This window comes from Ruegeria atlantica, from assembly GCF_013032505.1.
Taxonomy (GTDB): domain Bacteria; phylum Pseudomonadota; class Alphaproteobacteria; order Rhodobacterales; family Rhodobacteraceae; genus Ruegeria; species Ruegeria atlantica_F.
In genome coordinates, this window is sequence record NZ_WQCG01000002.1 from 621,773 (window position 1) to 644,017 (window position 22,245).

Annotated in this window: 18 protein-coding genes; 11 read left to right on the forward strand and 7 right to left on the reverse strand. The window is 57.5% G+C overall.

The features are described 5' to 3' along the window. Positions 1 to 349 precede the first annotated feature (349 nt). Entirely contained in the window at positions 350 to 2,632 is a 2,283-nt protein-coding gene (locus GOW92_RS09860) for an adenosylcobalamin-dependent ribonucleoside-diphosphate reductase (protein WP_170560314.1), read from the reverse strand. 128 nt (positions 2,633 to 2,760) lie between these two features. Between GOW92_RS09860 and GOW92_RS09865 the strand changes: the two genes are divergently transcribed. Continuing rightward, a complete protein-coding gene (locus tag GOW92_RS09865; RefSeq protein ID WP_170560316.1) occupies positions 2,761 to 3,192 on the forward strand; it encodes a DUF1489 family protein in 432 nt (143 codons plus the stop codon). On the opposite strand, the gene hisG is transcribed toward GOW92_RS09865, so the two are convergent. The 3 genes from hisG to hisS are packed head-to-tail and all read right to left on the reverse strand — an operon-like array spanning position 3,193 to position 6,458. Then, entirely contained in the window at positions 3,193 to 3,882 is a 690-nt protein-coding gene (gene hisG, locus GOW92_RS09870; protein ID WP_170560318.1) for an ATP phosphoribosyltransferase, read from the reverse strand. It lies immediately after the preceding gene. Then, complete coding sequence (locus GOW92_RS09875) at positions 3,879 to 4,967, reverse strand: ATP phosphoribosyltransferase regulatory subunit (protein ID WP_170560320.1); 1,089 nt, start codon at positions 4,965 to 4,967, stop codon at positions 3,879 to 3,881. Before GOW92_RS09875 ends, hisG begins: the two co-directional genes overlap by 4 nt. A 3-nt stretch (positions 4,968 to 4,970) precedes the next feature. After that, positions 4,971 to 6,458, reverse strand: a complete 1,488-nt coding sequence (gene hisS / locus GOW92_RS09880; RefSeq protein WP_170560322.1) for a histidine--tRNA ligase — start codon at positions 6,456 to 6,458, stop codon at positions 4,971 to 4,973. A gap of 129 nt (positions 6,459 to 6,587) precedes the next feature. On the opposite strand from hisS, the gene GOW92_RS09885 reads away from it, so the two are divergent. Beyond that, a complete protein-coding gene (locus GOW92_RS09885) occupies positions 6,588 to 6,782 on the forward strand; it encodes a SlyX family protein (protein WP_170560324.1) in 195 nt (64 codons plus the stop codon). Between the two features lie 4 nt (positions 6,783 to 6,786). Here the strand turns inward: GOW92_RS09885 and GOW92_RS09890 are convergent, their stop codons facing one another. The 3 genes from GOW92_RS09890 to dnaE all read right to left on the reverse strand — a co-directional run bounded on the left by GOW92_RS09890 (position 6,787) and on the right by dnaE (position 10,964). Then, the gene (locus tag GOW92_RS09890) at positions 6,787 to 7,155 is read right to left on the reverse strand and encodes a YmgD family protein (protein ID WP_170560326.1); all 369 of its coding nucleotides are present in this window, start codon (positions 7,153 to 7,155) and stop codon (positions 6,787 to 6,789) included. Between the two features lie 5 nt (positions 7,156 to 7,160). Further along, a complete protein-coding gene (locus GOW92_RS09895; RefSeq protein ID WP_170560328.1) occupies positions 7,161 to 7,379 on the reverse strand; it encodes a YMGG-like glycine zipper-containing protein in 219 nt (72 codons plus the stop codon). A gap of 84 nt (positions 7,380 to 7,463) precedes the next feature. Then, on the reverse strand, positions 7,464 to 10,964 hold the full coding sequence (gene dnaE / locus GOW92_RS09900) for a DNA polymerase III subunit alpha (RefSeq protein ID WP_170560330.1): 3,501 nt from the start codon (positions 10,962 to 10,964) through the stop codon (positions 7,464 to 7,466). On the opposite strand from dnaE, the gene GOW92_RS09905 reads away from it, so the two are divergent. The 9 genes from GOW92_RS09905 (at position 10,942) to GOW92_RS09945 (ending at position 22,231) form a co-directional block, all read left to right on the forward strand. After that, positions 10,942 to 11,106, forward strand: coding sequence for a hypothetical protein (locus GOW92_RS09905; RefSeq protein ID WP_170560332.1), 165 nt, complete (start codon positions 10,942 to 10,944; stop codon positions 11,104 to 11,106). The genes dnaE and GOW92_RS09905 overlap by 23 nt on opposite strands. A gap of 202 nt (positions 11,107 to 11,308) precedes the next feature. Continuing rightward, positions 11,309 to 12,670, forward strand: coding sequence for a xanthine dehydrogenase small subunit (gene xdhA, locus GOW92_RS09910; protein WP_170560334.1), 1,362 nt, complete (start codon positions 11,309 to 11,311; stop codon positions 12,668 to 12,670). After that, on the forward strand, positions 12,667 to 15,069 hold the full coding sequence (xdhB, locus tag GOW92_RS09915) for a xanthine dehydrogenase molybdopterin binding subunit (protein ID WP_170560336.1): 2,403 nt from the start codon (positions 12,667 to 12,669) through the stop codon (positions 15,067 to 15,069). The genes xdhA and xdhB overlap by 4 nt, the downstream gene beginning before the upstream one ends. Then, a complete protein-coding gene (gene xdhC, locus GOW92_RS09920; protein ID WP_170560338.1) occupies positions 15,069 to 16,004 on the forward strand; it encodes a xanthine dehydrogenase accessory protein XdhC in 936 nt (311 codons plus the stop codon). Before xdhB ends, xdhC begins: the two co-directional genes overlap by 1 nt. Continuing rightward, a complete protein-coding gene (locus GOW92_RS09925) occupies positions 16,001 to 17,518 on the forward strand; it encodes an ABC transporter ATP-binding protein (RefSeq protein WP_170560340.1) in 1,518 nt (505 codons plus the stop codon). The genes xdhC and GOW92_RS09925 overlap by 4 nt, the downstream gene beginning before the upstream one ends. A gap of 63 nt (positions 17,519 to 17,581) precedes the next feature. Continuing rightward, positions 17,582 to 18,664, forward strand: coding sequence for an ABC transporter permease (locus GOW92_RS09930; protein ID WP_170560342.1), 1,083 nt, complete (start codon positions 17,582 to 17,584; stop codon positions 18,662 to 18,664). Positions 18,665 to 18,667: 3 nt separating this feature from the next. Further along, positions 18,668 to 19,588 carry an ABC transporter permease gene (locus GOW92_RS09935; protein ID WP_170560344.1) on the forward strand — a complete coding sequence of 307 codons (921 nt, stop codon included), beginning with the start codon at positions 18,668 to 18,670 and terminating at the stop codon, positions 19,586 to 19,588. 35 nt (positions 19,589 to 19,623) lie between these two features. After that, positions 19,624 to 20,697: a BMP family ABC transporter substrate-binding protein gene (locus GOW92_RS09940; protein WP_170560346.1), complete on the forward strand. Its 1,074-nt coding sequence runs from the start codon at positions 19,624 to 19,626 to the stop codon at positions 20,695 to 20,697. Positions 20,698 to 20,863: 166 nt separating this feature from the next. Next, the gene (locus tag GOW92_RS09945) at positions 20,864 to 22,231 is read left to right on the forward strand and encodes an MFS transporter (protein WP_170560348.1); all 1,368 of its coding nucleotides are present in this window, start codon (positions 20,864 to 20,866) and stop codon (positions 22,229 to 22,231) included. The last annotated feature ends 14 nt before the right edge of the window (positions 22,232 to 22,245 follow it).

A 22,245-nucleotide genomic window follows, 5' to 3' on the forward strand; every position in this document is an offset into this window, starting at 1 on the left:
AGAAAGAATAGTTTGCGATTTCATAAACAAAAACTTCTGAGTTGCCTTCGCAAACTATTCCAGAAATTTCGACTAGTCAGGGCGAAACTGTATTTTCAACATGGATTGGCATAACCAAAATTCAGCAGGTTGCGAATAAAGATACTTTGGAGTGCATTTATCGGACGACGTCTAACGGTGTTGCGGAACCGACAGAGTTGATCAAATCGGATTTCGGAAATGATCATTGCCACTGCCGGTTTCTCAGCAGTGGCAGTGTTTTGGTGGTCAGAATTGCAATTTAAACTGGTCAAATTGCAATCTGATGTGAGCTTTCACAGGCAGTCTACACCACCCAACCGCGAGAGCCTCAGCCACATTTGGAGTGACCGCAACTGCGGCAGGTCATGCAGCCCTCAATCATCACCATGTCGAACTGCCCGCATGATGGGCATGCTTTGCCACGCGGCGCGTCCATGTTGACAACCTGCGCTTGAGGATCGGATTTGAGGCCCATTCCTTCGCCCTCAAGAAAGCCGATATTGATCATGTGCTGCTCGATCACACCACCAATAGCGGCAAGGATCGACGGAATATACTTGCCCTGAACCCAAGCGCCACCGCGTGGGTCAAACACAGCTTTCAGTTCTTCGACCACAAACGATACGTCCCCACCCCTGCGGAACACGGCCGAGATCATGCGAGTCAGCGCCAGCGTCCAGGCATAATGCTCCATGTTCTTAGAGTTGATGAACACTTCGAACGGACGACGACGGCCACCAATAACAATATCGTTGATCGTCAAATAGATCGCGTGTTCGCTATCGGGCCATTTCAACTTGTAGGTCGAACCTTCCAAAGATTGCGGACGATCCAACGGTTCGGACATATACACGACTTCACCGCCATCAACCGCATGGGGTGCATCCGCGCTTTCACCCGGTGCTTTGTCTTCGCTTTCCGAAACGGTCAGGACCGACCCGGTCACGTCGTTCGGGCGATATGTCGTACATCCTTTGCACCCCTGATCCCAGGCCTGCATGTAGACATCCTTGAAGGCGTCAAAGCTGATATCCTCGGGACAGTTGATCGTCTTCGAAATCGAGCTGTCGATCCATTTCTGCGCCGCCGCCTGCATCTTGACGTGATCGGACGGGGAAAGCGTCTGTGCATTGACGAAATAATCTGGCAACTCTTTGTCGCCAAACTTGTCACGCCACATCTGCACGGCGTAATCCACGACCTCTTCTTCGGTACGAGAGCCATCCTTTTGCAGAACTTTACGAGTATAAGCGTAGGCAAAGACAGGCTCGATCCCTGAGGACACGTTCCCCGCATAGAGCGAAATGGTCCCGGTAGGCGCAATCGACGTGAGCAAAGCGTTGCGGATGCCGTGCTCGCGAATGGCATCGCGAACGTCGTCGTCCATCTGCTGCATTGTGCCACTGGCCAGATACTTCTCGGCGTCGAACAAGGGGAACGCCCCCTTTTCCTTCGCCAGGTCGACCGACGCCAGATACGCGGCGCGGGCAATCGATTTCAACCATCGCTCTGTCTGACGGGCCGCCTCGTCCGATCCATAACGCAGACCAAGCATCAGCAGAGCATCCGCCAGACCAGTCACACCCAGCCCAATGCGACGCTTGGCCTGCGCCTCTGCGGCCTGTTCCGGCAGCGGGAATTTCGATGCGTCAACGACGTTGTCCATCATACGAACGGCCGTGGCGACCAGTTCTTGCAGGGCAGCCTCGTCCAGATGGGCCGCATCCTCGAACGGTTCGGCCACAAGGCGGGCCAGGTTGATCGACCCCAACAGACACGCACCGTAGGGCGGCAATGGCTGTTCGCCACATGGGTTCGTCGCCGCGATGGTTTCGGCATAGCTAAGGTTGTTGGCTTTGTTGATCCGGTCGATAAAGATCACGCCTGGCTCAGCATAGTCGTACGTCGCCTGCATGATCTTGTTCCACAGATCGCGCGCCTGAACCGTGTGGTAAACCTTGTCGCCGAACACCAATTCCCACGGGCCATCGGCCTTGACTGCCTCCATAAAGGGATCGGTCACCAGAACGGACATGTTGAACATGCGCAGGCGGGCAGGATCGGATTTGGCGGTGATGAACTGTTCAATATCAGGGTGGTCGCAGCGCATGGTCGCCATCATCGCACCACGACGAGACCCCGCTGACATGATCGTCCGGCACATAGCATCCCAAACGTCCATGAAGCTCAGAGGCCCAGATGCATCCGCCGCGACCCCATGCACATCCGCTCCGCGCGGGCGAATGGTCGAGAAATCATAGCCGATCCCTCCACCCTGCTGCATAGTAAGCGCGGCCTCTTTCAGCATGTCAAAGATCCCGCCCATGCTGTCGGGCACGGTACCCATCACAAAGCAGTTAAACAGCGTCACACGCCGCGCAGTGCCCGCGCCCGCGGTGATGCGGCCCGCGGGCAGGTATTGAAAATCTTCCAGCGCGTTAAAGAACTTCTGTTCCCAATGCGCGGGGTCATTTTCGACCTGCGCAAGATCGCGAGCGATACGCCGCCAGCTGTCCTCAACCGTCTGGTCAATGGGTGTGCCATCGGCCTGTTTAAAACGGTACTTCATGTCCCAGATCTGCTCGGCGATGGGGGCGGCAAAGCGGCTCATTGGTGATTCCCTGTTCTGAAAGAGGTATCCAGACTATCCCAGATCACACCTTCACCACAACACCTTGATGACAGCCTTTCTTGAGCTACAATGTATAGACGGTCGTGGGACGACTCTGTGGGAAAGCTGTGGATAAGTACGTAAACCTCATAAAACTTTCGGTCGGGTCGGAAAGCGTCGACACTCTGATGGCATGGCAGGACAGCCGCAAGCCGCTTTACGAAGACGGCCTGCCGCGTCACGTCACCCGGATGTGGCCCAAACGCGAGGCTGAGATTCTGAACGGTGGATCAATCTATTGGGTCATCAAGGGTGTCATCCAATGCCGTCAACGCATCGTTCGGATGGACGAAGTGCGCGGCGAAGACGGTATCCGCCGCTGCGCTATTGTGCTGGACCCCGAGGTCCACCGTACCCAGAATGCTCTGAAGCGACCGTTCCAGGGTTGGCGGTACCTTAAACCCGAAGACACACCCGCCGATCTGCCAAAAAATCGCGCGCAAGACGACGCCCTGCCTGACGACCTAAATCGGGCATTGGCTGAAATTGGCGTACTTTGATCAGCTCAGGCGGTTCAAAAGCTCGGACAGAACGTTTTTTTCACTCGCGTCATAGTCGGCAACACGACTGCGCCATAGCGTGGCCTGCGATTGCAAGATCAAGCCGTCCGACAGGATTTTCAGGTGATTGGCCCGCAAGGTCTCACCCGTCGACGTAATGTCAGCAATCGCCTCGGCGGTTTCGTTCATCACAGTGCCTTCGGTCGCACCCTGACTGTCAACCAGTGTATAGTCGGCCACACCAGCATCAGTCAGGAACTCGCGCACAAGACGGTGATACTTGGTCGCAATCCGCAATCGGTGGCCGTGCGTTTTTCGAAACGCCGCCGCCGCCGCGTCCAGATCGTCCAGGGTTTCGACATCGACCCAACAGGCCGGTGTGGCAATGATCAGATCCGCCTTGCCAAAACCAAGTTGAGATATCTCTTCAATCTGCTGTTCCCAGCGCGGCAATTTCTCATGCACCAGGTCCGTTCCGGTGACCCCAAGATGAATGCGGCCCGCAGCCAGTTCGCGCGGGATTTCGCCCGCTGACAACAGGATCAGAGAGACGCCATCGATCCCTTCTACCTTGCCCGCGTATTCCCGGTCTGATCCGCTGCGCGACAGGATAATGCCGCGCTTTTCGAACCACGAAAAGGTCTTGTCCATCAATCGGCCTTTTGAAGGCACGCCCAGTTTCAGGCTCATTGCGCGGCCTCCTCGATTTCCAGCATAAGGTCCGGGCGCAACACACCGCCTACAGCCGGAATCTCGGCCCCGTTGCCCAGCTGTCGCGTCAGCGCATCATAACGCCCGCCTGTGGCGATCGGCGGTAAGCCGGGGCGACCTTCGGCATAAAACCCGAAGACAAACCCGTCATAGTACTCCATCGAAGTTCGCCCATAGGCAGCCTCAAAATCCAAGTCCTCGACATCAACGCCGCGCGCCTGAAGGGCTGCGATCCTTGCCTCAAGTCGGTTCAGCGCAGGTGTGATCTGCGGCAAGTCAACCGCCACATCGCGCAATTGTTCCAGCGCGAAGGGCATGGTTTCCCGAACCGCCAGCAGAGACTCCAGCCCTGCCAGTTCATTATCGGAAATCGGCGGCGTCTCGCGATCTTCGCGCAGGGCTTCGATGCGCGCCTCGATCTCGGCAGCGCGCCGTTTGCCGATCATCGGAGCGTCAAAGCTCATCGGGTCAGCCGCATCCAACAACGTTGTGCGGTGTTCCGGCTCGGGCTTTCGCCCGGCGAAGCGATCCAGCAGGACGCGGAACCGTCGTGGGCGCCATAGATGGCGCATCAGCGCGGCCTTGCGCCGATCTGTTGTGCGCAGACCCTGAACGGCCGCAGTCAGAATGCCAATATCCCCGGTCGCCGCCCGAAGGGGCAGCCCACGCAACTGCAGGGCAAACAGCGAGAACACCTCGGCATCCGCCCCGGCAGGATCGTTGCGGTCGAACACCTCATACCCGACTTGAATGTACTCGTTCGAGCGATCCGGGTCGTGTTCCTGTCGACGAAAGACCTCACCGGAATAGGTATATCGTGCCGGCTCGGCGCCTTCGGTCATGTGCATTTGCACGACAGGCAGGGTGAAGTCGGGGCGCAGCATCTGCTCACCGCGCAACGCGTCCGAGGTCACATAGGCGCGGGCGCGAATATCCTCACCATAAAGGTCCAATAGCGTTTCCGCCGGTTGCAGCAGAGGCGTATCCACGACCTGCGCTCCGGCGGCCTCGAACCGGACGCGCATCATCGCGGCACGGGCCTGTATCTGAGAACGGTTGGCCATGGTTCAGTCCTGACTGTCCAGAATTTCACGCACCTTGGCGACCAGATCACCACGCGGCACTTCGAATTGGCTGGGACGTTCTTTCCATTCCTCCAGCGTGGCGCTTTCAGCAATCTTTGCGCCCAGGATCAGGTCCTTGATCTGAACAATCCCGTTGGCCTTTTCGTCACCACCTTCGATCACTGCAATCGGAGAGTTTCGCTTGTCCGCATATTTTAGCTGATTGCCAAAGTTCTTCGGGTTGCCCAGATAGACCTCGGCGCGGATGCCTGCGTTGCGCAGTTCGGCCACCATCGCCTGATAGTCGGCCATCCGGTCGCGATCCATGACTGTGACGACAACCGGGCCGGTCGCCTGCGCGGCGATCCTGCCCTTTTCGCGCAGGGCGGCCAACAGACGGTCGACACCGATAGAGATGCCGGTTGCTGGCACTTCCTGTCCGGTAAACCGCTTGACGAGATCGTCATACCGTCCACCGCCCGAAACCGATCCGAATTGCCGTTTTCGGCCTTTCTCGTCAAAAATTTCGAAGGTAAGTTCGGCCTCGTAGACGGGGCCAGTGTAGTAGCCCAAACCGCGCACAACCGAAGGGTCAATTTCGATCCGGTCCGCGCCGTAACCACCAGCATCCAACAAGGTGCCGATCTGCTCCAACTCGGCAATTCCGTCCGCACCGATCTTACTATCTCCAACAGCGGCGCGCAGGTTGGCCAATGTACCGGCCGTATCCGCAGCCTTTGAAGTCAGGAAAGCGATAACTGGCTCGGCCTGATCATCGCTGAGGCCCACACCGTCGATAAACGCACCTGACGCATCCAGACGGCCTTTGGTCAGCAGCTCGCGCACACCCTGTTCGCCCACCTTGTCGAACTTATCGATGGTACGCAGAACGTTGTCGCGTGCAGCCAGGTCATCACCAAGGCCCATCGCCTCGAGTACCCCGTTCAGGACTTTGCGGTTGTTGACCCGCACCAGATAGTCGCCGCGTGGAATACCAACAGTTTCCAAGGTGTCAGACAGCATCGCGCAGATTTCGGCATCCGCGGCCATCGAGGCCGTGCCCACCGTATCCGCATCACACTGATAAAACTGACGATAGCGACCCGGTCCGGGCTTTTCGTTCCGCCATACCGGCCCCATCGCATAGCGGCGATAGGGCGTCGGCAGATCATTGCGGTGCTGCGCATAGACGCGGGCCAATGGCGCTGTCAGGTCATAGCGCAGGGCCATCCAGTCGCCTTTGTCGTTTTCATCGACCTCCTGCCACGCGAACACGCCTTCGTTTGGGCGGTCTACGTCCGGCAGGAACTTGCCAAGCGCCTCGACAGTCTCAACCGCACTGCTTTCTAGGGCGTCAAACCCGTAGCGATGATAGACATCCGCAATAGCCCGCAGCATCTCGGTGCGCTGCGTGACTTCCTGGCCGAAATAGTCGCGGAACCCTTTTGGCGTAATTGCCTTGGGGCGGGGCTGTTTCTTGGGCTTGGCCATGTGGGGCGTCCTTGGGAGTTTCCTTGTTCCGCGCGCGGTCTATCCCATGCCCCGCATCGGGGCAAGGCGCGCTTTCTCTGGCCATGGACCATCCCGGTCGCTATGACCGGCCCAAGACAGGAGAATTCAATGCAGCATCTGGAAGAACAGATCGCCCATCTGACCCGCACGCTTGAAGAGCTGAACGCAGTTGTTACCCGCCAGCAGGACGAGATCGACCTGCTGACCCGCCGGGTCGAGATGTTGATGCGGCGCGAAGGTGAACGGGCGCAGGAAGGTTCAGGCGGTGTTGTATTCGGCGACGAACGCCCGCCGCACTATTGATATCTTAGAGCCCCAGCGACTTTTTCACCGCGGTGTCGACCACCCCACCCAAAAGGGCATCCTTATCCGAGGCGCAACCTTCCGACAGCGCTGCTATGAATGCTTCACGCAACTGGGCTTTTTCCTCATCTGTGGCCGCATGTTCTTCGATATTGATCTGGCGATTATGAAGAGATAGCGCCGTCATTTTTGCGACTACAGTCACAACAAATTCTTCGTCACCATCCGCCTCTTCAGCAATTGAGGCGCAGGTGTAGTGCATCACAGGCAATGCGTCCTGCACCATCTGCTCAGCAGCCTCATCGGCAGATACCACGCACGGAGCCGCTAGAATTGCGGCGCAAACTGACATTCCAAGTTTGTTAAACTGCATCACAATCACTTCCAGTTATGTCCAATAATGGCTCCGGCCACGCCACCAATCGCCGCGCCTTTTCCGTCACCGACAATCGCACCTACGCCCGCGCCGATCAGCGCGCCTTCGATGGTTTTCTTTTTCTTCTTGTCGTCTGCCATCGCGACTGACGCTGAAACCATGGCCAGCGATGCCACCGTTCCAAACAAAACTCTTCTGAAATTGAGACCTGCAATTGTCATATCAACATCCTCCCGCAGTATGACCTAGAGACATCTCTGTTACGTCAGCCTAACGGCGTGCTAACTGTCTGGCAACAAAGAGGGTCATATCTCTTCGACGGACAAAATACCTTCCAGTGATTTTATCGCGCCCTTGATCTGTGGGTTGATCGGAAACTCAACACCCAGCTCCATTTCGACATCACCCGGCAGGCTTGGGTCCAGCAGTAACAGTTGGATCGGTCCACGCGCTGCCCCTTTGGCAGCGACTGCGGCATCTTCAAGAACCTTTGCGACGGTAGGAACTGCCTGCACTTCGTCAACAAAGATACGCAGCCCCGTTGCCCCTGCTTCTGCCACCAAAGAATCCGCGGGGCCGACCGAGCGGCCGAGCAGTTTGAGTTGGTCAGCCTCCATCGTCGCCTCGGCGGTCAGAACCACCTGCGCCCCGGTTTCCAGATACTCTCGTGACTTTTCGAGCGTTTCAGAAAACAGCGTTACTTCGTATGCCCCCGTCGGATCCGACAACTGAGCAAACGCAAACCGGTTTCCGCGCGCGGACTTGCGCTCCTGCCGCCCCGCGACAACACCGGCCATCTTCGCAATCAACGGACCAGAACGCGCCTTTTCGGTCACCTCGTCCAACGTCAGAACCTGCTTGCGCTTCAGCGCGGGCATATAGTCGTCCAGCGGGTGGCCCGAAAGGTAGAAACCGATGGCCTTGAACTCTTCGCTCAGACGCTCGGCCGGTAGCCAATCTGGCGAAGGTGATAGGCGCGGTTCAGGCAGGTCGTCCCCCGCCTCGCCAAATAGCGACACCTGGTTCGAGTTCTTCTGGTCATGGATCGCCGCCGAATACTGCACCAGTTGCTCGAGGCTTTCGAAAACACGGCGGCGGTTCTTATCGAGCTGATCAAAGGCCCCTGCCCGCGCCATCATCTCGAGCGGGCGCTTACCGACCTTCTTCAGATCGACCCGACGAGCGAAGTCAAACAGGTTTACAAACGGCTTGCCCTCGCGTCCGGCGACCACAAGATTCATCGCCTCGACGCCTACGTTCTTTAGTGCACCCAATGCATATACGAGATGCCCGTCGACCACATCGAAAGTCGACAGCGAGCGGTTTACGCACGGCGGAATATACGGCAATTCCAGCCCTTTGCGCACTTCTTCGAAGTATACAGCCAGCTTGTCGGTCAGGTGGATATCGCAGTTCATGACACCGGCCATGAACTCGACGGGGTGGTTCGCCTTCAGCCAGCCTGTCTGGTAACTGACAACTGCATAGGCGGCAGCGTGGGATTTGTTGAAGCCGTAGTTGGCGAATTTTTCAAGCAAGTCGAAGACTTCGCTGGCCTTCTTGGCATCCACCCCATTCTCGCCCGCGCCCTTTTCGAATTTCGGGCGCTCGGCATCCATTGCCTCTTTGATCTTCTTACCCATCGCGCGGCGCAGTAGGTCAGCACCGCCTAAGGAATACCCCGCCATGACCTGCGCGATCTGCATCACCTGTTCCTGATAGACGATAATGCCTTGGGTTTCCTCAAGGATATGGTCAATCAAAGGGTGTACGGATTCAATCTTGCGCAGCCCATTCTTCACCTCGCAATAGGTCGGGATGTTCTCCATCGGACCGGGACGATAGAGCGCCACAAGGGCGACAATATCCTCGATACAGGTCGGCTTCATGCGCTTGAGCGCATCCATCATGCCCGAGGATTCAACCTGGAACACGGCCACAGTCTTGGCCGCGGAATAAAGTTTGTACGTCGCCTCATCATCCAGAGGGATAGCGTTGATTTGGTTCTCCGCCCCTTCAGCGGGTTCGTAAAGTTCCGTACCATCAGCAGCGACATGCAACGGGCGATCAGATTTGAAGATCAGATCCATCGCGTTCTGGATCACGGTCAGGGTTTTCAGACCCAGAAAATCGAACTTCACCAGCCCGGCCTGTTCGACCCACTTCATGTTGAACTGGGTCGCAGGCATATCGGATCTCGGGTCCTGATACAGCGGTACCAGAGCGTCTAAGGGGCGATCCCCAATCACCACGCCTGCCGCGTGGGTCGAGGCGTTCCGAAGCAACCCTTCGACCTGTTGACCGTAGGTGAGCAGACGGTCTACGACTTCTTCGTTGCGCGCCTCTTCCCGTAGTCGGGGTTCGTCTTTCAGCGCCTTTTCGATGGAGACAGGTTTGACCCCCTCGACGGGGATCATTTTGGACAACCGGTCCACTTGCCCGTAAGGCATCTGCAGAACTCGTCCGATATCGCGCACGGCGGCTTTCGACAGCAACGCACCAAAAGTGATGATCTGCCCCACCTTGTCGCGGCCGTATTTCTGCTGCACGTAGCGGATCACCTCTTCACGGCGATCCATGCAAAAGTCGATATCGAAATCGGGCATCGAAACCCGCTCGGGGTTCAGGAAACGCTCGAACAGCAGGGAATAACGCAGTGGGTCAAGGTCGGTGATTGTCAGGGCATAGGCCACCAAAGAGCCCGCACCAGACCCCCGGCCCGGTCCAACCGGGATATCTTGATCCTTGGACCATTGAATAAAATCAGCAACGATCAGGAAATAGCCCGGGAACCCCATGCCCTCGATGATATCGAGCTCGAAATCCAGACGTTCCTGGTATTCTTCAGGTGTCACCGCGTGTGGGATCACCGCCAGACGTTTTTGCAATCCTTCGTTCGCAATCCGGCGTAGCTCGGCGACCTCATCATCGGCGAATTTCGGCAGGATTGGGTCGCGGCGGTAGGCCATGAAAGCGCAACGCTGCGCGATCTCCACAGTGTTCTCAATAGCTTCGGGCAGATCGGCGAACAAGGTCGCCATTTCCTGCTGCGATTTGAAATAGTGCTGAGCAGTCAGACGGCGGCGGCCTTCCTGCTGGTCAACGTAGGCACCTTCGGAAATACAGATCAGCGCGTCATGCGCCTCATACATATCCGTGGTCGGGAAATAAACGTCGTTGGTGGCCACAAGTGGCAGGTTTTTGGCATAGGCCATTTCGACGTGGCCGCGCTCAGTCAGACGCTCGGCCTCTGGTTGGCCGCCTTCTCCGGGATGGCGCTGAAGCTCGATATAAAGGCGATCGGGGAACATAGATGCCAATCGATCCACCAAGGCTTCGGCTGCGGGGCGTTGGCCCTGCTGCAACAGCATCCCAACCGGACCGTCTGGGCCTCCGGACAGGCAAATCAATCCGCCTGATCGCTCCGCAAGCTCCTCCAATGTCACCTGTGGCAACTGCCCGCCCTTGTCTACATAAAGGCAAGAGCTGAGCTTCATCAGGTTCTCGTATCCGACTTCGGACTGCGCCAGCAAAACCAACGGCGCCGGCATTTTGGGCTTTTCGCCTGGTTGCGCCTGCACGTAAGTCAGATCAACCTGACAACCCATGATTGGTTGAACTCCGGCCCCGCTGGCGGTGACCGAAAACTCCAAAGCCGAGAACATGCTGTTGGTATCCGTCACCGCGACGGCCGGCATCTCCATCTTCTCACACAGACCGGGCAGCTTTTTCAGCCGCACGGCGCCTTCCAGCAGGGAATATTCGGTGTGAACTCGGAGGTGAATGAATCGAGAAGTACTGCTCATAACCGCCACGCTATCGCAGCTGGGCGCGGGGCAAAAGCAGGAACCTTGGCATTCAAATGCCAAAAAGATGGGCATTGATTATTCGGAGATTCCAGAAGGTGCTTCGGAGTTCGGCAGCAAACAAGCGAAAAAAGCGCTTTAGTTTCAAACATATGATCATTAAACGAATATAACAATCACGCAGCACCACCACTCAATGGTGTATCAAATAAGCAGTTTTTCTTGCCAGACAACCCATGCACTTTCTAACATCTGACGGCAAGCTATACGCCCGCCGCTCTTTCTACGTCGCATCGAAGGAGGGCACCCATGGGCGCAACCGGGTAAGGCGACGGGTTTCTCGAATGAATATCACGTTTCTTCTGAATGGAGAGACAGTGGAACTGGCGGATGTCGATCCGACAGCGACCCTGCTGGACTGGTTGCGAGAGGATCGCGACCTGACCGGCACCAAGGAAGGCTGCAACGAAGGCGATTGCGGGGCTTGCACAGTCATGGTGACCGATGAGAGGGGGCACAAGGCGCTGAATTCGTGCATCCTGTTCCTGCCGCAGCTGCACGGCAAAGCAGTGCGCACAGTCGAGGGCGCAAGTGGCCCCAATGGCGAGGCGCATCCGGTCCAACAGGCGATGGTGGATCTGCATGGTTCACAATGCGGCTTCTGCACACCCGGTTTCGTAATGTCGATGGTCGCGAGCCACGCGAACGGAGCGACGGATCATGACACGCAGCTTGCCGGGAACCTGTGCCGGTGCACCGGCTACGCACCAATCATTCGGGCTGCTGCGGCGGTTGAAGAGCAACCGGTGCCGGTTTGGGTAAAGGACAAGCCTGTCGCGACACAGGCATCCTCGCCGATGCTGCCCGGCTCATCCGACGAACTGGCCAAAGTCTATGCTGAACACCCGAACGCCACTCTGGTCGCCGGCGCGACCGATGTGGGACTATGGGTGACCAAACAGTTGCGCGATCTGGACCCTGTAATCTTTCTGAACCGCTGCGAAGATCTGAAAGAGATCACGGTCACGAACCATGAAGTCAGATTTGGCGCAATGGTCGATATGAACCGCATGGGCGAAACACTGGCTGACCTACACCCGTCCTATTCTGAAATGATCCGCCGTTACGCCAGCGTTCAGGTGCGCCATGCGGCGACAGTCGGTGGCAATATCGCTAACGGTTCGCCCATAGGAGATAACCCACCTGCTCTGATCGCACTGGGCGCAACGCTGCATCTGCGCAAAGGTGACGAGCGCCGATCAATGCCCCTGGACGAATTCTTCATCGACTATGGCAAACAGGACCGCGCACCGGGCGAATTTGTTGAAGCGGTCAGCTTTCCGCGTCAGGAAGATCGCCTGAAAGCATATAAACTCAGCAAGCGGTTCGATCAGGATATCTCGGCCGTCTGCGGGTGTTTCAACATTGCGGTCTCGAACGGCACAGTTGCAGACGCGCGCATTGCTTTCGGCGGCATGTCCGGCATTCCCAAGCGCGCCACTAATGTCGAAGCCGGATTGATTGGCAAACCTTGGTCGCTCGAAACCGTAAGAGCGGCCCTACCCGCTTTTGCGGACGACTTTACGCCTATGTCGGACATGCGAGCCTCGGCCAGCTATCGGTTGGAAACCGCTAAGGCGATGCTTGAGAGATATTTCCTTGATGACCACGGCGAAATCACGAACGTGCTGGAGGTGAAGGCATGAGCGTGACCAAACCTCTCCCCCATGACGCAGCGCCGCTGCATGTTTCTGGGACGGCCCGGTATGTGGATGACATTCCAACACCCAAAGGAACGTTGCATTTGGCCTTTGGTCTCAGCCCGATTGCCAAGGGAAAGATCACGTCTATGGATCTGTCAGCAGTAAAGGCTGCGGATGGGGTCGTCATGGTGATGACAGCAGACGATCTGCCCTTTGCCAATGACGTCTCCCCCTCGATCCATGACGAGCCGCTGTTGTCGGATGGCACGATCCACTATATCGGCCAACCGGTTTTCCTTGTGATCGCCAATAGCCATCTGGCCGCGCGCAAGGCTGCTCGCTTGGGCCAGATCGACTACGCCGAGGAAACGCCGATCCTGACCGTGGAAGAGGCGTTGGCCGCCGACAGCCGGTTCGAGGACGGCCCGCGTATCTACGCTAAAGGTGACGCGGATGCGGCCATTGCTGCGTCAGCGCATGTAATCGAAGGCGGATTTGAGCTGGGTGGGCAGGAGCATTTCTATCTGGAAGGTCAGGCCGCACTGGCCGTGCCCAACGAAGGCGCGGACATGCTGGTTCATTCCTCAACCCAACATCCGACTGAAATACAGCACAAAGTGGCCGATGCCTTGGGTGTTCCCATGCATGCGATCCGAGTCGAGACCCGCCGGATGGGCGGTGGTTTCGGCGGCAAGGAAAGTCAGGGCAACGCTCTGGCCGTGTCCTGTGCCGTCGCATCACGTGCGACCGGCAAGGCCTGCAAGATGCGCTACGACCGCGACGATGACATGATCATCACCGGCAAACGTCATGCGTTCCGCATCTCTTACAAGGCTGGTTTCGACGAAAACGGCCACATCCAAGGCGTCTCCTTCTTGCATCACGCGATCTGCGGCTGGGCACAGGACCTTTCGTTGCCTGTTGCCGACCGTGCGATGCTGCATTCGGACAACGCGTATCTGTTGCCGAATGCTCGGATCGAGAGCCACCGGCTAAAGACCAACACCCAATCCGCCACCGCGTATCGCGGGTTTGGCGGACCGCAGGGGATGGTTGGGATCGAACGCGTGATGGATCACGCCGCCTACGAACTCGGGTTAGACCCGGTCGAGCTGCGCCGCCGGAATTATTATGAACCTGCGCATGCGACGGCTGACCAGACGCTCGAGGAAAAACCGCTGGGTCATCCTGATCCACATGAAGATCTGACCAGTCGCGGTGCAGTTGAGATGGGCAATGCCCCTGTCCGCCCCCTGCCCGCTGGCGGCAACACCACACCGTATGGGATGGAGGTCAGTGATTTCGAACTGCACGGCATGACCGCCAAACTGCTGCAATCCAGTGACTATGCTGCGCGCAAGGCTGCCATCCAGAAATGGAACGACGAAAACAGCGTGATCAAGAAGGGCATCGCCTTTTCTCCGGTCAAGTTCGGTATTTCGTTCACGCTGACTCACCTAAACCAGGCCGGTGCGCTGGTGCATGTGTATCAGGACGGCTCGGTTCACCTGAACCACGGCGGGACTGAGATGGGTCAGGGCCTGTTCCAAAAGGTTGCACAGGTCGCAGCCTCTCGCTTTGGCATTCCACTGGAGTTAGTGAAGATCACCGCGACAGATACGGCCAAAGTGCCAAACACATCCGCTACGGCGGCGTCCTCGGGCAGTGACCTGAACGGAATGGCCGTCAAGGCAGCCTGTGACACAATCCGTGACCGCATGGCAGACTACTTGGCGGAGCGGCATCAGGCTGACCCATCGACTGTGACGTTCTCGAACGGTCATGTCTCGGTCGGAGAAGAACGCTATACGTTCGCCGAAGCCGCCGCACTGGCCTATCAGGGTCGGATCAGTCTGTCAGCGACAGGGTTTTACAAGACTCCGAAGATCGAATGGGATCGGATCAAAGGTCGGGGCCGTCCGTTTTTCTACTTTGCCTATGGTGCGTCGATCACCGAGGTGGCGATCGACACACTGACCGGCGAAAACCGCATTCTGCGCACCGATATTCTCCATGACGCAGGCGCGTCACTGAACCCTGCATTGGATATCGGGCAGGTCGAAGGTGCATACGTGCAAGGTGCGGGCTGGCTAACCACCGAAGAATTGGTCTGGGATGGCAAGGGCAACCTGCGTACACATGCGCCGTCGACCTACAAGATCCCCGCCTGCTCGGATCGACCCGACGTTTTCAACGTAGCTCTGTGGAGCGGCGAAAACCGGGAAGATACGATTTATCGTTCCAAGGCTGTAGGCGAGCCGCCGTTCATGCTGGGCATATCCGCATGGCTTGCCCTGTCAAATGCGGTGGCCGCCTGCGGAGACAGTTATCCAGCATTGGACGCCCCCGCCACGGCCGAAGAGGTCTGGCGCGGCGTCCAAAGGGTAAGAGGAGGAACCTGATGGGATTTGACCTAGAGGCTTTGAGGGAGGCGGTCAAAACCCATGGGCGTGTGATCCGGGTGGTTATTGCCGGAATCAAGGGATCATCCCCGCGCGAAGTCGGGGCCGCGATGCTTGTTTGGGAGGACGGGCAAAACGGAACCATCGGCGGAGGCACTCTGGAGTATCAGGCGGCGGAAGCAGCCCGATCTCAGATTGCACCTGCGCGCCAAACCCACCATGCGCTCGGCCCGGATATGGGCCAGTGTTGCGGCGGCGCGGTAACTTTACTTAGTGAAATCTATGACCTGGAAGCCGTCAACCGGCTGGATGATGCAGTCATTGCACGCTCGGCGTCGGGTGGTGATATGCCTCTGACGGTCAAGCGCTTGTTGTCGCAGGCGCGGGGTCAGGGTGTTGCGCCCGAACCGCAGCTGGTTGACGGTTGGATGGTCGAGCCGGTTCACAAACCGACGCGCAATCTGTGGATTTGGGGTGCCGGTCACGTTGGCCGGGCTTTGGTTGACGTTCTGTCACCCTTGCCCGATCTCTCAATCACATGGGTTGATACAGGAATTGATCGTTTTCCGGATAACGTGCCAGACAGCGTGACCGTTTTACCGGCGACCAAACCAACCGAGCTTGTTCGCCACGCGCCGCGCGATGCCGAACATCTTGTGCTTACTTATTCACACAATCTGGATCTGGAACTGTGCAACAGGCTGCTTTTGCACGATTTCCGCTTTGCGGGCTTGATTGGCTCGGCTACGAAATGGGCGCGGTTCCGGTCCCGGTTGGCCGCTTTGGGACATGCGCCCGAGCGGATAAGTCGGATCACCTGCCCAATCGGAGATCCAACCTTGGGCAAACACCCGCAGATGATCGCAGTTGGTGTCGCGGCAGAGATTTTGCGCCCTGCCCGGCAAACTGAAATAAAGAAGGACCTGAGCGCGTGACCACTCCACTTCTAAGCTTACAAGGGCTGACCAAAGCCTATCCCGGCGTCGTGGCCAATGATCAGGTATCCTTTGACATCGGCGAGGGTGAGGTTCACGCTCTGCTAGGTGAAAATGGCGCCGGCAAATCGACCCTGGTGAAAATGATCTACGGTCTGGTTAAGCCAGACAGCGGCACCATGCTGCTGCGTGGGCAGGCATTTGCCCCACCAGAGCCCCGTGCTGCGCGGGCTGACGGGATCGCGATGGTTTTCCAACATTTCTCGCTGTTCGACGCGCTGAACGTTGCCGAAAACATCGCGCTTGGTATGGAAAATCCACCAGCCATGAGCGATCTGGCGTCGCGTATCCGTGAAGTGTCGGAAACCTACGGCCTGCCGCTGGATCCCTATCGCACCGTCGGCGACTTGTCTGCCGGCGAACGCCAACGGGTCGAAATCATCCGTTGTCTGCTGCAGGACCCAAAGCTGCTGATCATGGATGAACCGACATCGGTTCTGACGCCGCAAGAGGTGGATATCCTATTTGAAACGCTAAATAAATTGCGGTCCGAGGGTACCTCGATCCTGTACATCTCGCACAAGCTGGAAGAAATCCGTACACTCTGCGACCACGCCACGATCCTGCGCTTGGGCAAGAATGTCGGCGAATGCGTTCCGTCTGAGACTTCGGCCCGCGACATGGCCGAGATGATGGTGGGTTCGACCTTGCAAACACCCGAGCGGTCCGGCCGTGAATTTGGTGAAGTTGCGCTGGATGTCAGCGGATTATCCGTGCCGTCACCATCCGAATTCGGAACTGCGCTGAAGAACGTTCATTTGACCGTCCGTAAGGGCGAGGTTCTGGGCATCGGCGGCGTCGCCGGCAACGGGCAGGACGAATTGCTGGGGGTGCTGTCTGGCGAAATAGTCACTGCGCCGGACGCGATCAAATTCAATGATCAGCCGATCGGCAAACTGGGACCGACGGCGCGCCGCAAGCTGGGCGTTCTGACCGCGCCAGAGGAACGTTTGGGCCACGCGGCCGCCCCCGACATGAGCCTGACCGAAAACGCCTTGCTGACCGGATCGGTTCGAGAAGGGCTTGAGAACAATGGCTTCCTCAAATGGACAGAAACCAAAAGCTTTGCTGAAAAAATTATCCGTGCTTTTGACGTTCGCACGCCCGGGCCGGAAAACGCCGCACGATCTCTGTCAGGGGGTAACCTGCAGAAATTCGTCATTGGACGTGAGGTCCTGCAAAACCCTGACGTATTGGTTGTGAATCAACCGACATGGGGAGTGGACGCCGCAGCCGCAGCCTCGATCCGTCAGGCCATTCTGGATCTGGCGGCCAAAGGTACCGCAGTCATCTGCATATCTCAGGATCTGGATGAATTGATGGAGATCTCGGACAGCTTTGCGGCGCTCAATGAAGGCCGGCTAAGCGCCCCGCGAACAACCACAGGACTGACAGTGGACGAGATCGGCCTGATGATGGGTGGCGCGCACGGAATGGAGGTGGCTCATGTTTAATGCGTCAGTCCGCCTTCCGCGAAAATACATACAAAAAAATGAAAATGCTGGGGGGATGAGCAAGTGATTGTGTTGGAGAAACGGCCGCAGCCGTCCAAAGCTTGGTCCTACGCGACCCCTTTGGTGGCCGTGCTGGCAACCATGGTTTTCGGCGGCGTCCTGTTCGCCATATTGGGCAAGAACCCGATCGAGGCCATTGGAACGATTTTCTGGGAACCGCTGTTTGGCGAGTTCGCGTTCTACTATCGCCCGCAGTTGTTGGTAAAAGGCGCGCCGCTGGTTCTGATCGCGATTGGCCTGTCTTTGGGGTTCCGCGCCGGTATCTGGAACATTGGGGCCGAAGGACAATACATCATGGGCGCCATCTTTGGCGCCGGAGCTGGCCTGGCCTTTTACCCTCTGGACGCGTTCTACATTTTCCCCATCATGGTGATCGCTGGCGCATTTGGCGGCTGGTTGTGGGCGTCCATCCCGGCGTTTCTAAAAGTGCGTTTCGGCACAAACGAGATCCTTGTCTCGCTGATGTTGGTTTATGTGGCCGAGCAGATGCTGGCGTCTGTCTCATTGGGTCTGCTGAAAAACCCCGAAGGGTTCGGCTTTCCCGGTTCGCGAAACCTGCAATCTTACGAAAGCGCGTATAACGCCGAGCTGATCGCAGGGTCTGGGATGCATTGGGGTGTCGTAACAGCGCTGATCGCTGTGATATTTGCCTATATCCTGCTGAACCGTCACATGCTGGGTTTCCACATTCGTCTGACGGGTGAAGCGCCTCGGGCCGCGAAGTTCGCGGGTGTGAACCCGGCGCGACTGATCCTGTTCTGTCTGGGTCTGTCCGGTGCGTTGGCCGGTCTGGCGGGAATGTTCGAGGTCTCTGGCCCCTCCGGCGTTGTCAGCATCGACTTTAACGTTGGCTATGGCTTTACCGCGATCATCGTAGCCTTTCTTGGTCGCCTGCATCCGGTGGGCATACTGCTGGCTGGTGGCCTGATGGCGCTGACTTACATCGGCGGTGAAATTGCGCAGTCCCAGCTGGGTCTGCCTGCCGCAGCCATCCAAGTCTTTCAGGGCATGCTTCTGTTCTTCCTGCTGGCCTTTGATCTTTTGACCAACTACCGCATCCGTGCGGCCCGTAACGAGGTGGCGTGACCCATGGATCTAGGTGAAATCAACCCCGTACTTCTGGTGGCCTCGCTGATGGTCGCCGCAACCCCCCTTCTGCTGGCCGCGATCGGAGAGCTGGTCGTCGAAAAGGCTGGCGTTCTGAACCTCGGCGTCGAAGGTATGATGATTGTCGGTGCGATCAGCGGCTTTGCAATCTCGGTCGAAACAGGATCGCCTTGGCTAGGCTTCATCGCGGCGGCCATTGGTGGCGCGGTGCTGTCCTTGCTATTCGTCCTGCTTACGCAAATCGCGCTGGCAAACCAGGTGGCCAGTGGTCTAGCCCTGACCCTGTTCGGTCTTGGTTTTAGTGCCCTGCTTGGGCAAGGCTACGTGGGCGTCAAACCGCCCAGTATGGGAGACATCCATATCCCGGTGATCAGCGATATCCCGGTGATCGGCCCCATCCTATTCCAACACGACCCGATCCTCTATGTCGGTATCGCACTAACGGCTGTAGTCTGGGCCACGCTGAAATACACCCGCGTTGGTCTGATCCTGCGGGCGGTTGGTGAAAACCACGACGCAGCGCATGCCCTTGGCTACAAGGTCATTAAGATCCGTATCCTGGCGATCTTGTTTGGTGGTGCCTGCGCGGGCCTTGGTGGGGCCTATATCAGCCTGATCCGCGTCCCGCAGTGGACCGAGGGCATGACCGCTGGCGTTGGCTGGATCGCCCTTGCGCTGGTGGTGTTTGCATCATGGAAACCATGGCGCGCCTTGTTAGGTGCTTATTTGTTTGGCGGAATCACAGTGTTGCAGCTTAATTTGCAGGCAGCGGGCGTTGCTATTCCAGTCGAGTATCTGGCAATGTCGCCCTACATCATCACGATCCTTGTGCTTGTGATCCTTTCGGCCGACAAGAGCAGCGCACCTGCCTCACTGGGCCGGACATTCCACGCCTCGCACTAGACGGGGCCAATTGAACCAACTTGGGGAGTAACCACATGAAATTTACATCACTTCTGGCAAGTGCCGCCATGGCGCTGGGCCTGGCGACAGGCGCCATGGCCGAAGACAAGACCAAGGTCGGCTTCGTTTACGTCGGCCCGGTCGGCGACGGTGGCTGGACCTATGAGCACAACAAGGGCCGCCTGGCCGTGGAAGATCACTTTGGCGACAAGGTCGAGACCGTGTTCGTCGAATCCGTGCCCGAAGGCCCGGACGCCGAGCGTGTAATGACGCAGATGGCGCTGGAAGGCGCTGACCTGATCTTTACCACCTCGTTTGGCTACATGGACCCGACCATTAACGTGGCTAAGAAGTTCCCGGACGTTAAGTTCGAGCATGCGACCGGTTACAAGACTGCCGACAACGTCTCGGTCTATTCGGCCCGTTTCTACGAAGGTCGCGCAGTTCAGGGCCATATCGCCGGTAAAATGACCAAGTCGAACATCATCGGCTACATCGGTTCCTATCCGATCCCCGAAGTGATCCGTGGCATCAACTCGGCCTACCTCCACGCCAAAAAGGTAAACCCGGATGTCGAGTTCAAGATCATCTGGGCCTACACTTGGTTTGATCCGGCGAAAGAGGCTGACGCGGCTTCGGTTCTGATCGAACAGGGCGCGGACGTGATCCTGCAGCACACCGACTCGACAGCGCCGCAGGCAGCTGCGCAAGAAGCGGGCAACGTGGTCACCTTTGGTCAGGCCTCGGACATGAGCGAATACGCTCCGTTCCCACGCGTGTCATCGATCATCGATGATTGGGCCCCCTACTACATCGCACGTACTCAGGCCGTCATGGACGGCACATGGGAAACCGCCAACACATGGGACGGCATCCGCGAAGGCATGGTTGCAATCGGCGAGATCTCCGATGCCGTTCCGGCCGATGTCAAAGAAGAAGCGCTGGCGCTGAAGGCCGCCATGGCTGCGGGTGAGTATCACCCCTTTACCGGCCCGATCAAAAAGCAGGACGGCAGCGACTGGTTGGCTGAAGGCGAAACCGCCGATGACGGTACACTGGCAGGCATGAACTTCTACATTGAAGGTTTGGAAGGCGAAATTCCGCAGTAAACCTTTACACGAAAACGCTGAAGGGCTGGCTGTTAGGCTGGCCCTTTTTCGTTTCTATACAAGCACCTCGCCTAACCTTAACTAAATACTGTCTTGACGAGTCCCGGCACGACGGACCTGATGGGGTTAATGCTTTACCTGTCTCAACACGAAACGTAAAAATCCCATGGAGATCAAAGCGCAAGACCACAGCCGCTGGTGGATACTCGGCGCGATGGGTGCCATCTTGGGTGTTATTTTGCTGGACGAAACGGTCGTCAGCGTCGCGCTTCCAACCATTCGCGATGAGCTTGGCCTGTCTCTGTTGGAAGCACATTGGGTGGTGAATATCTATCTGCTGGTGTTGGCCTGTTTTGCCGGCGCAGCAGGGCGATTGGGCGATGTGCTGGGCATTCGTGTTTTGCTCAGTGCGGGTTTATTGATTTTCGGCTTATCCTCTGCGCTGGGAGGGTTTGCCGAAAGCGGATTTGAACTGCTAACAGCGCGCGCCGCACAAGGCATCGGTGCAGCACTGATTTTCCCGCTGTCGCTGGTGGTTCTGATCCAGTCTTTTGACGAAAACGAACGCGGGCTGGCACTAGGTTTATATGGCGGGATCGGGACAGTATTCCTGTCAATGGGTCCACTGGTTGGAGGCGTTCTGACCGAATATCTGTCTTGGCGCTGGATCTTCTGGGTCAACCCCCCAATCGTGCTTGTGGTCGCTCTGGTCGCATGGGCTTTCTGGCGGGACCCGCCACACCAACGGGAACGCGAGTTCGACCTGAAAGGCCTAATTCTACTAGTGACGGGGTTGGCGGCTATTGTGTTTGGCGTCATGGAGGGCCCGGACAGAGGCTGGGCACGGCCCGAAGTTCTTATGGCCCTGTCAGCGGGTTTTATGTTTTTGATGTTATTTATCCTCGTCGAACATAGGGCAACATCGCCTCTGATTGCCATCTCCCTTTTTGCTGGCCCCGGGTTTGCTGCTTCAAACATGATCCTGTTCACCGCACAATTCGGCAAGATTACTTTGTTCGTGTTCGGCGCGTCCTACTTTCAATCAAAGCTCGGGTTTTCACCGCTGACTGCTGGGGTCGCCCTGTTGCCGATCGCTTTTCCGCAGATTTTCATTGCCCCAATGGCGGGGAAACTTGCTGACAAATTTGGCTCACGCGGCCCTTCTCTGACCGGTACAGCGCTGGGTACGATCGCCATACTTGTTGTCGCACTGGGAATGCATTTAGACATCGCCGCGCTGATCTATATCGGCTACTTCCTTTGGGGTTGTTGCGTGCCGTTTCTGTTTGTCCCCCCAAGGCGGGCCATCATGTCAACGGTACCGCAAGCTCTGCACGGACAAGCCAGCGGCATCTCGATGACATTTCAGCTGCTGGGCGGTACCGTCGGGATGGCCCTGGGCAGTTCGGTATTTGCCATAACAGGCTCGTTCACTCTGGTTTTCTGTTTCGTTGCGGCGTTCGCTGCCTGCGTTCTCGCGTTTGCTTACACATCCCTCGCGTCAGACAACAAACCCGACCGCCCAGCGGTTTAGATCTCACGCAGGCC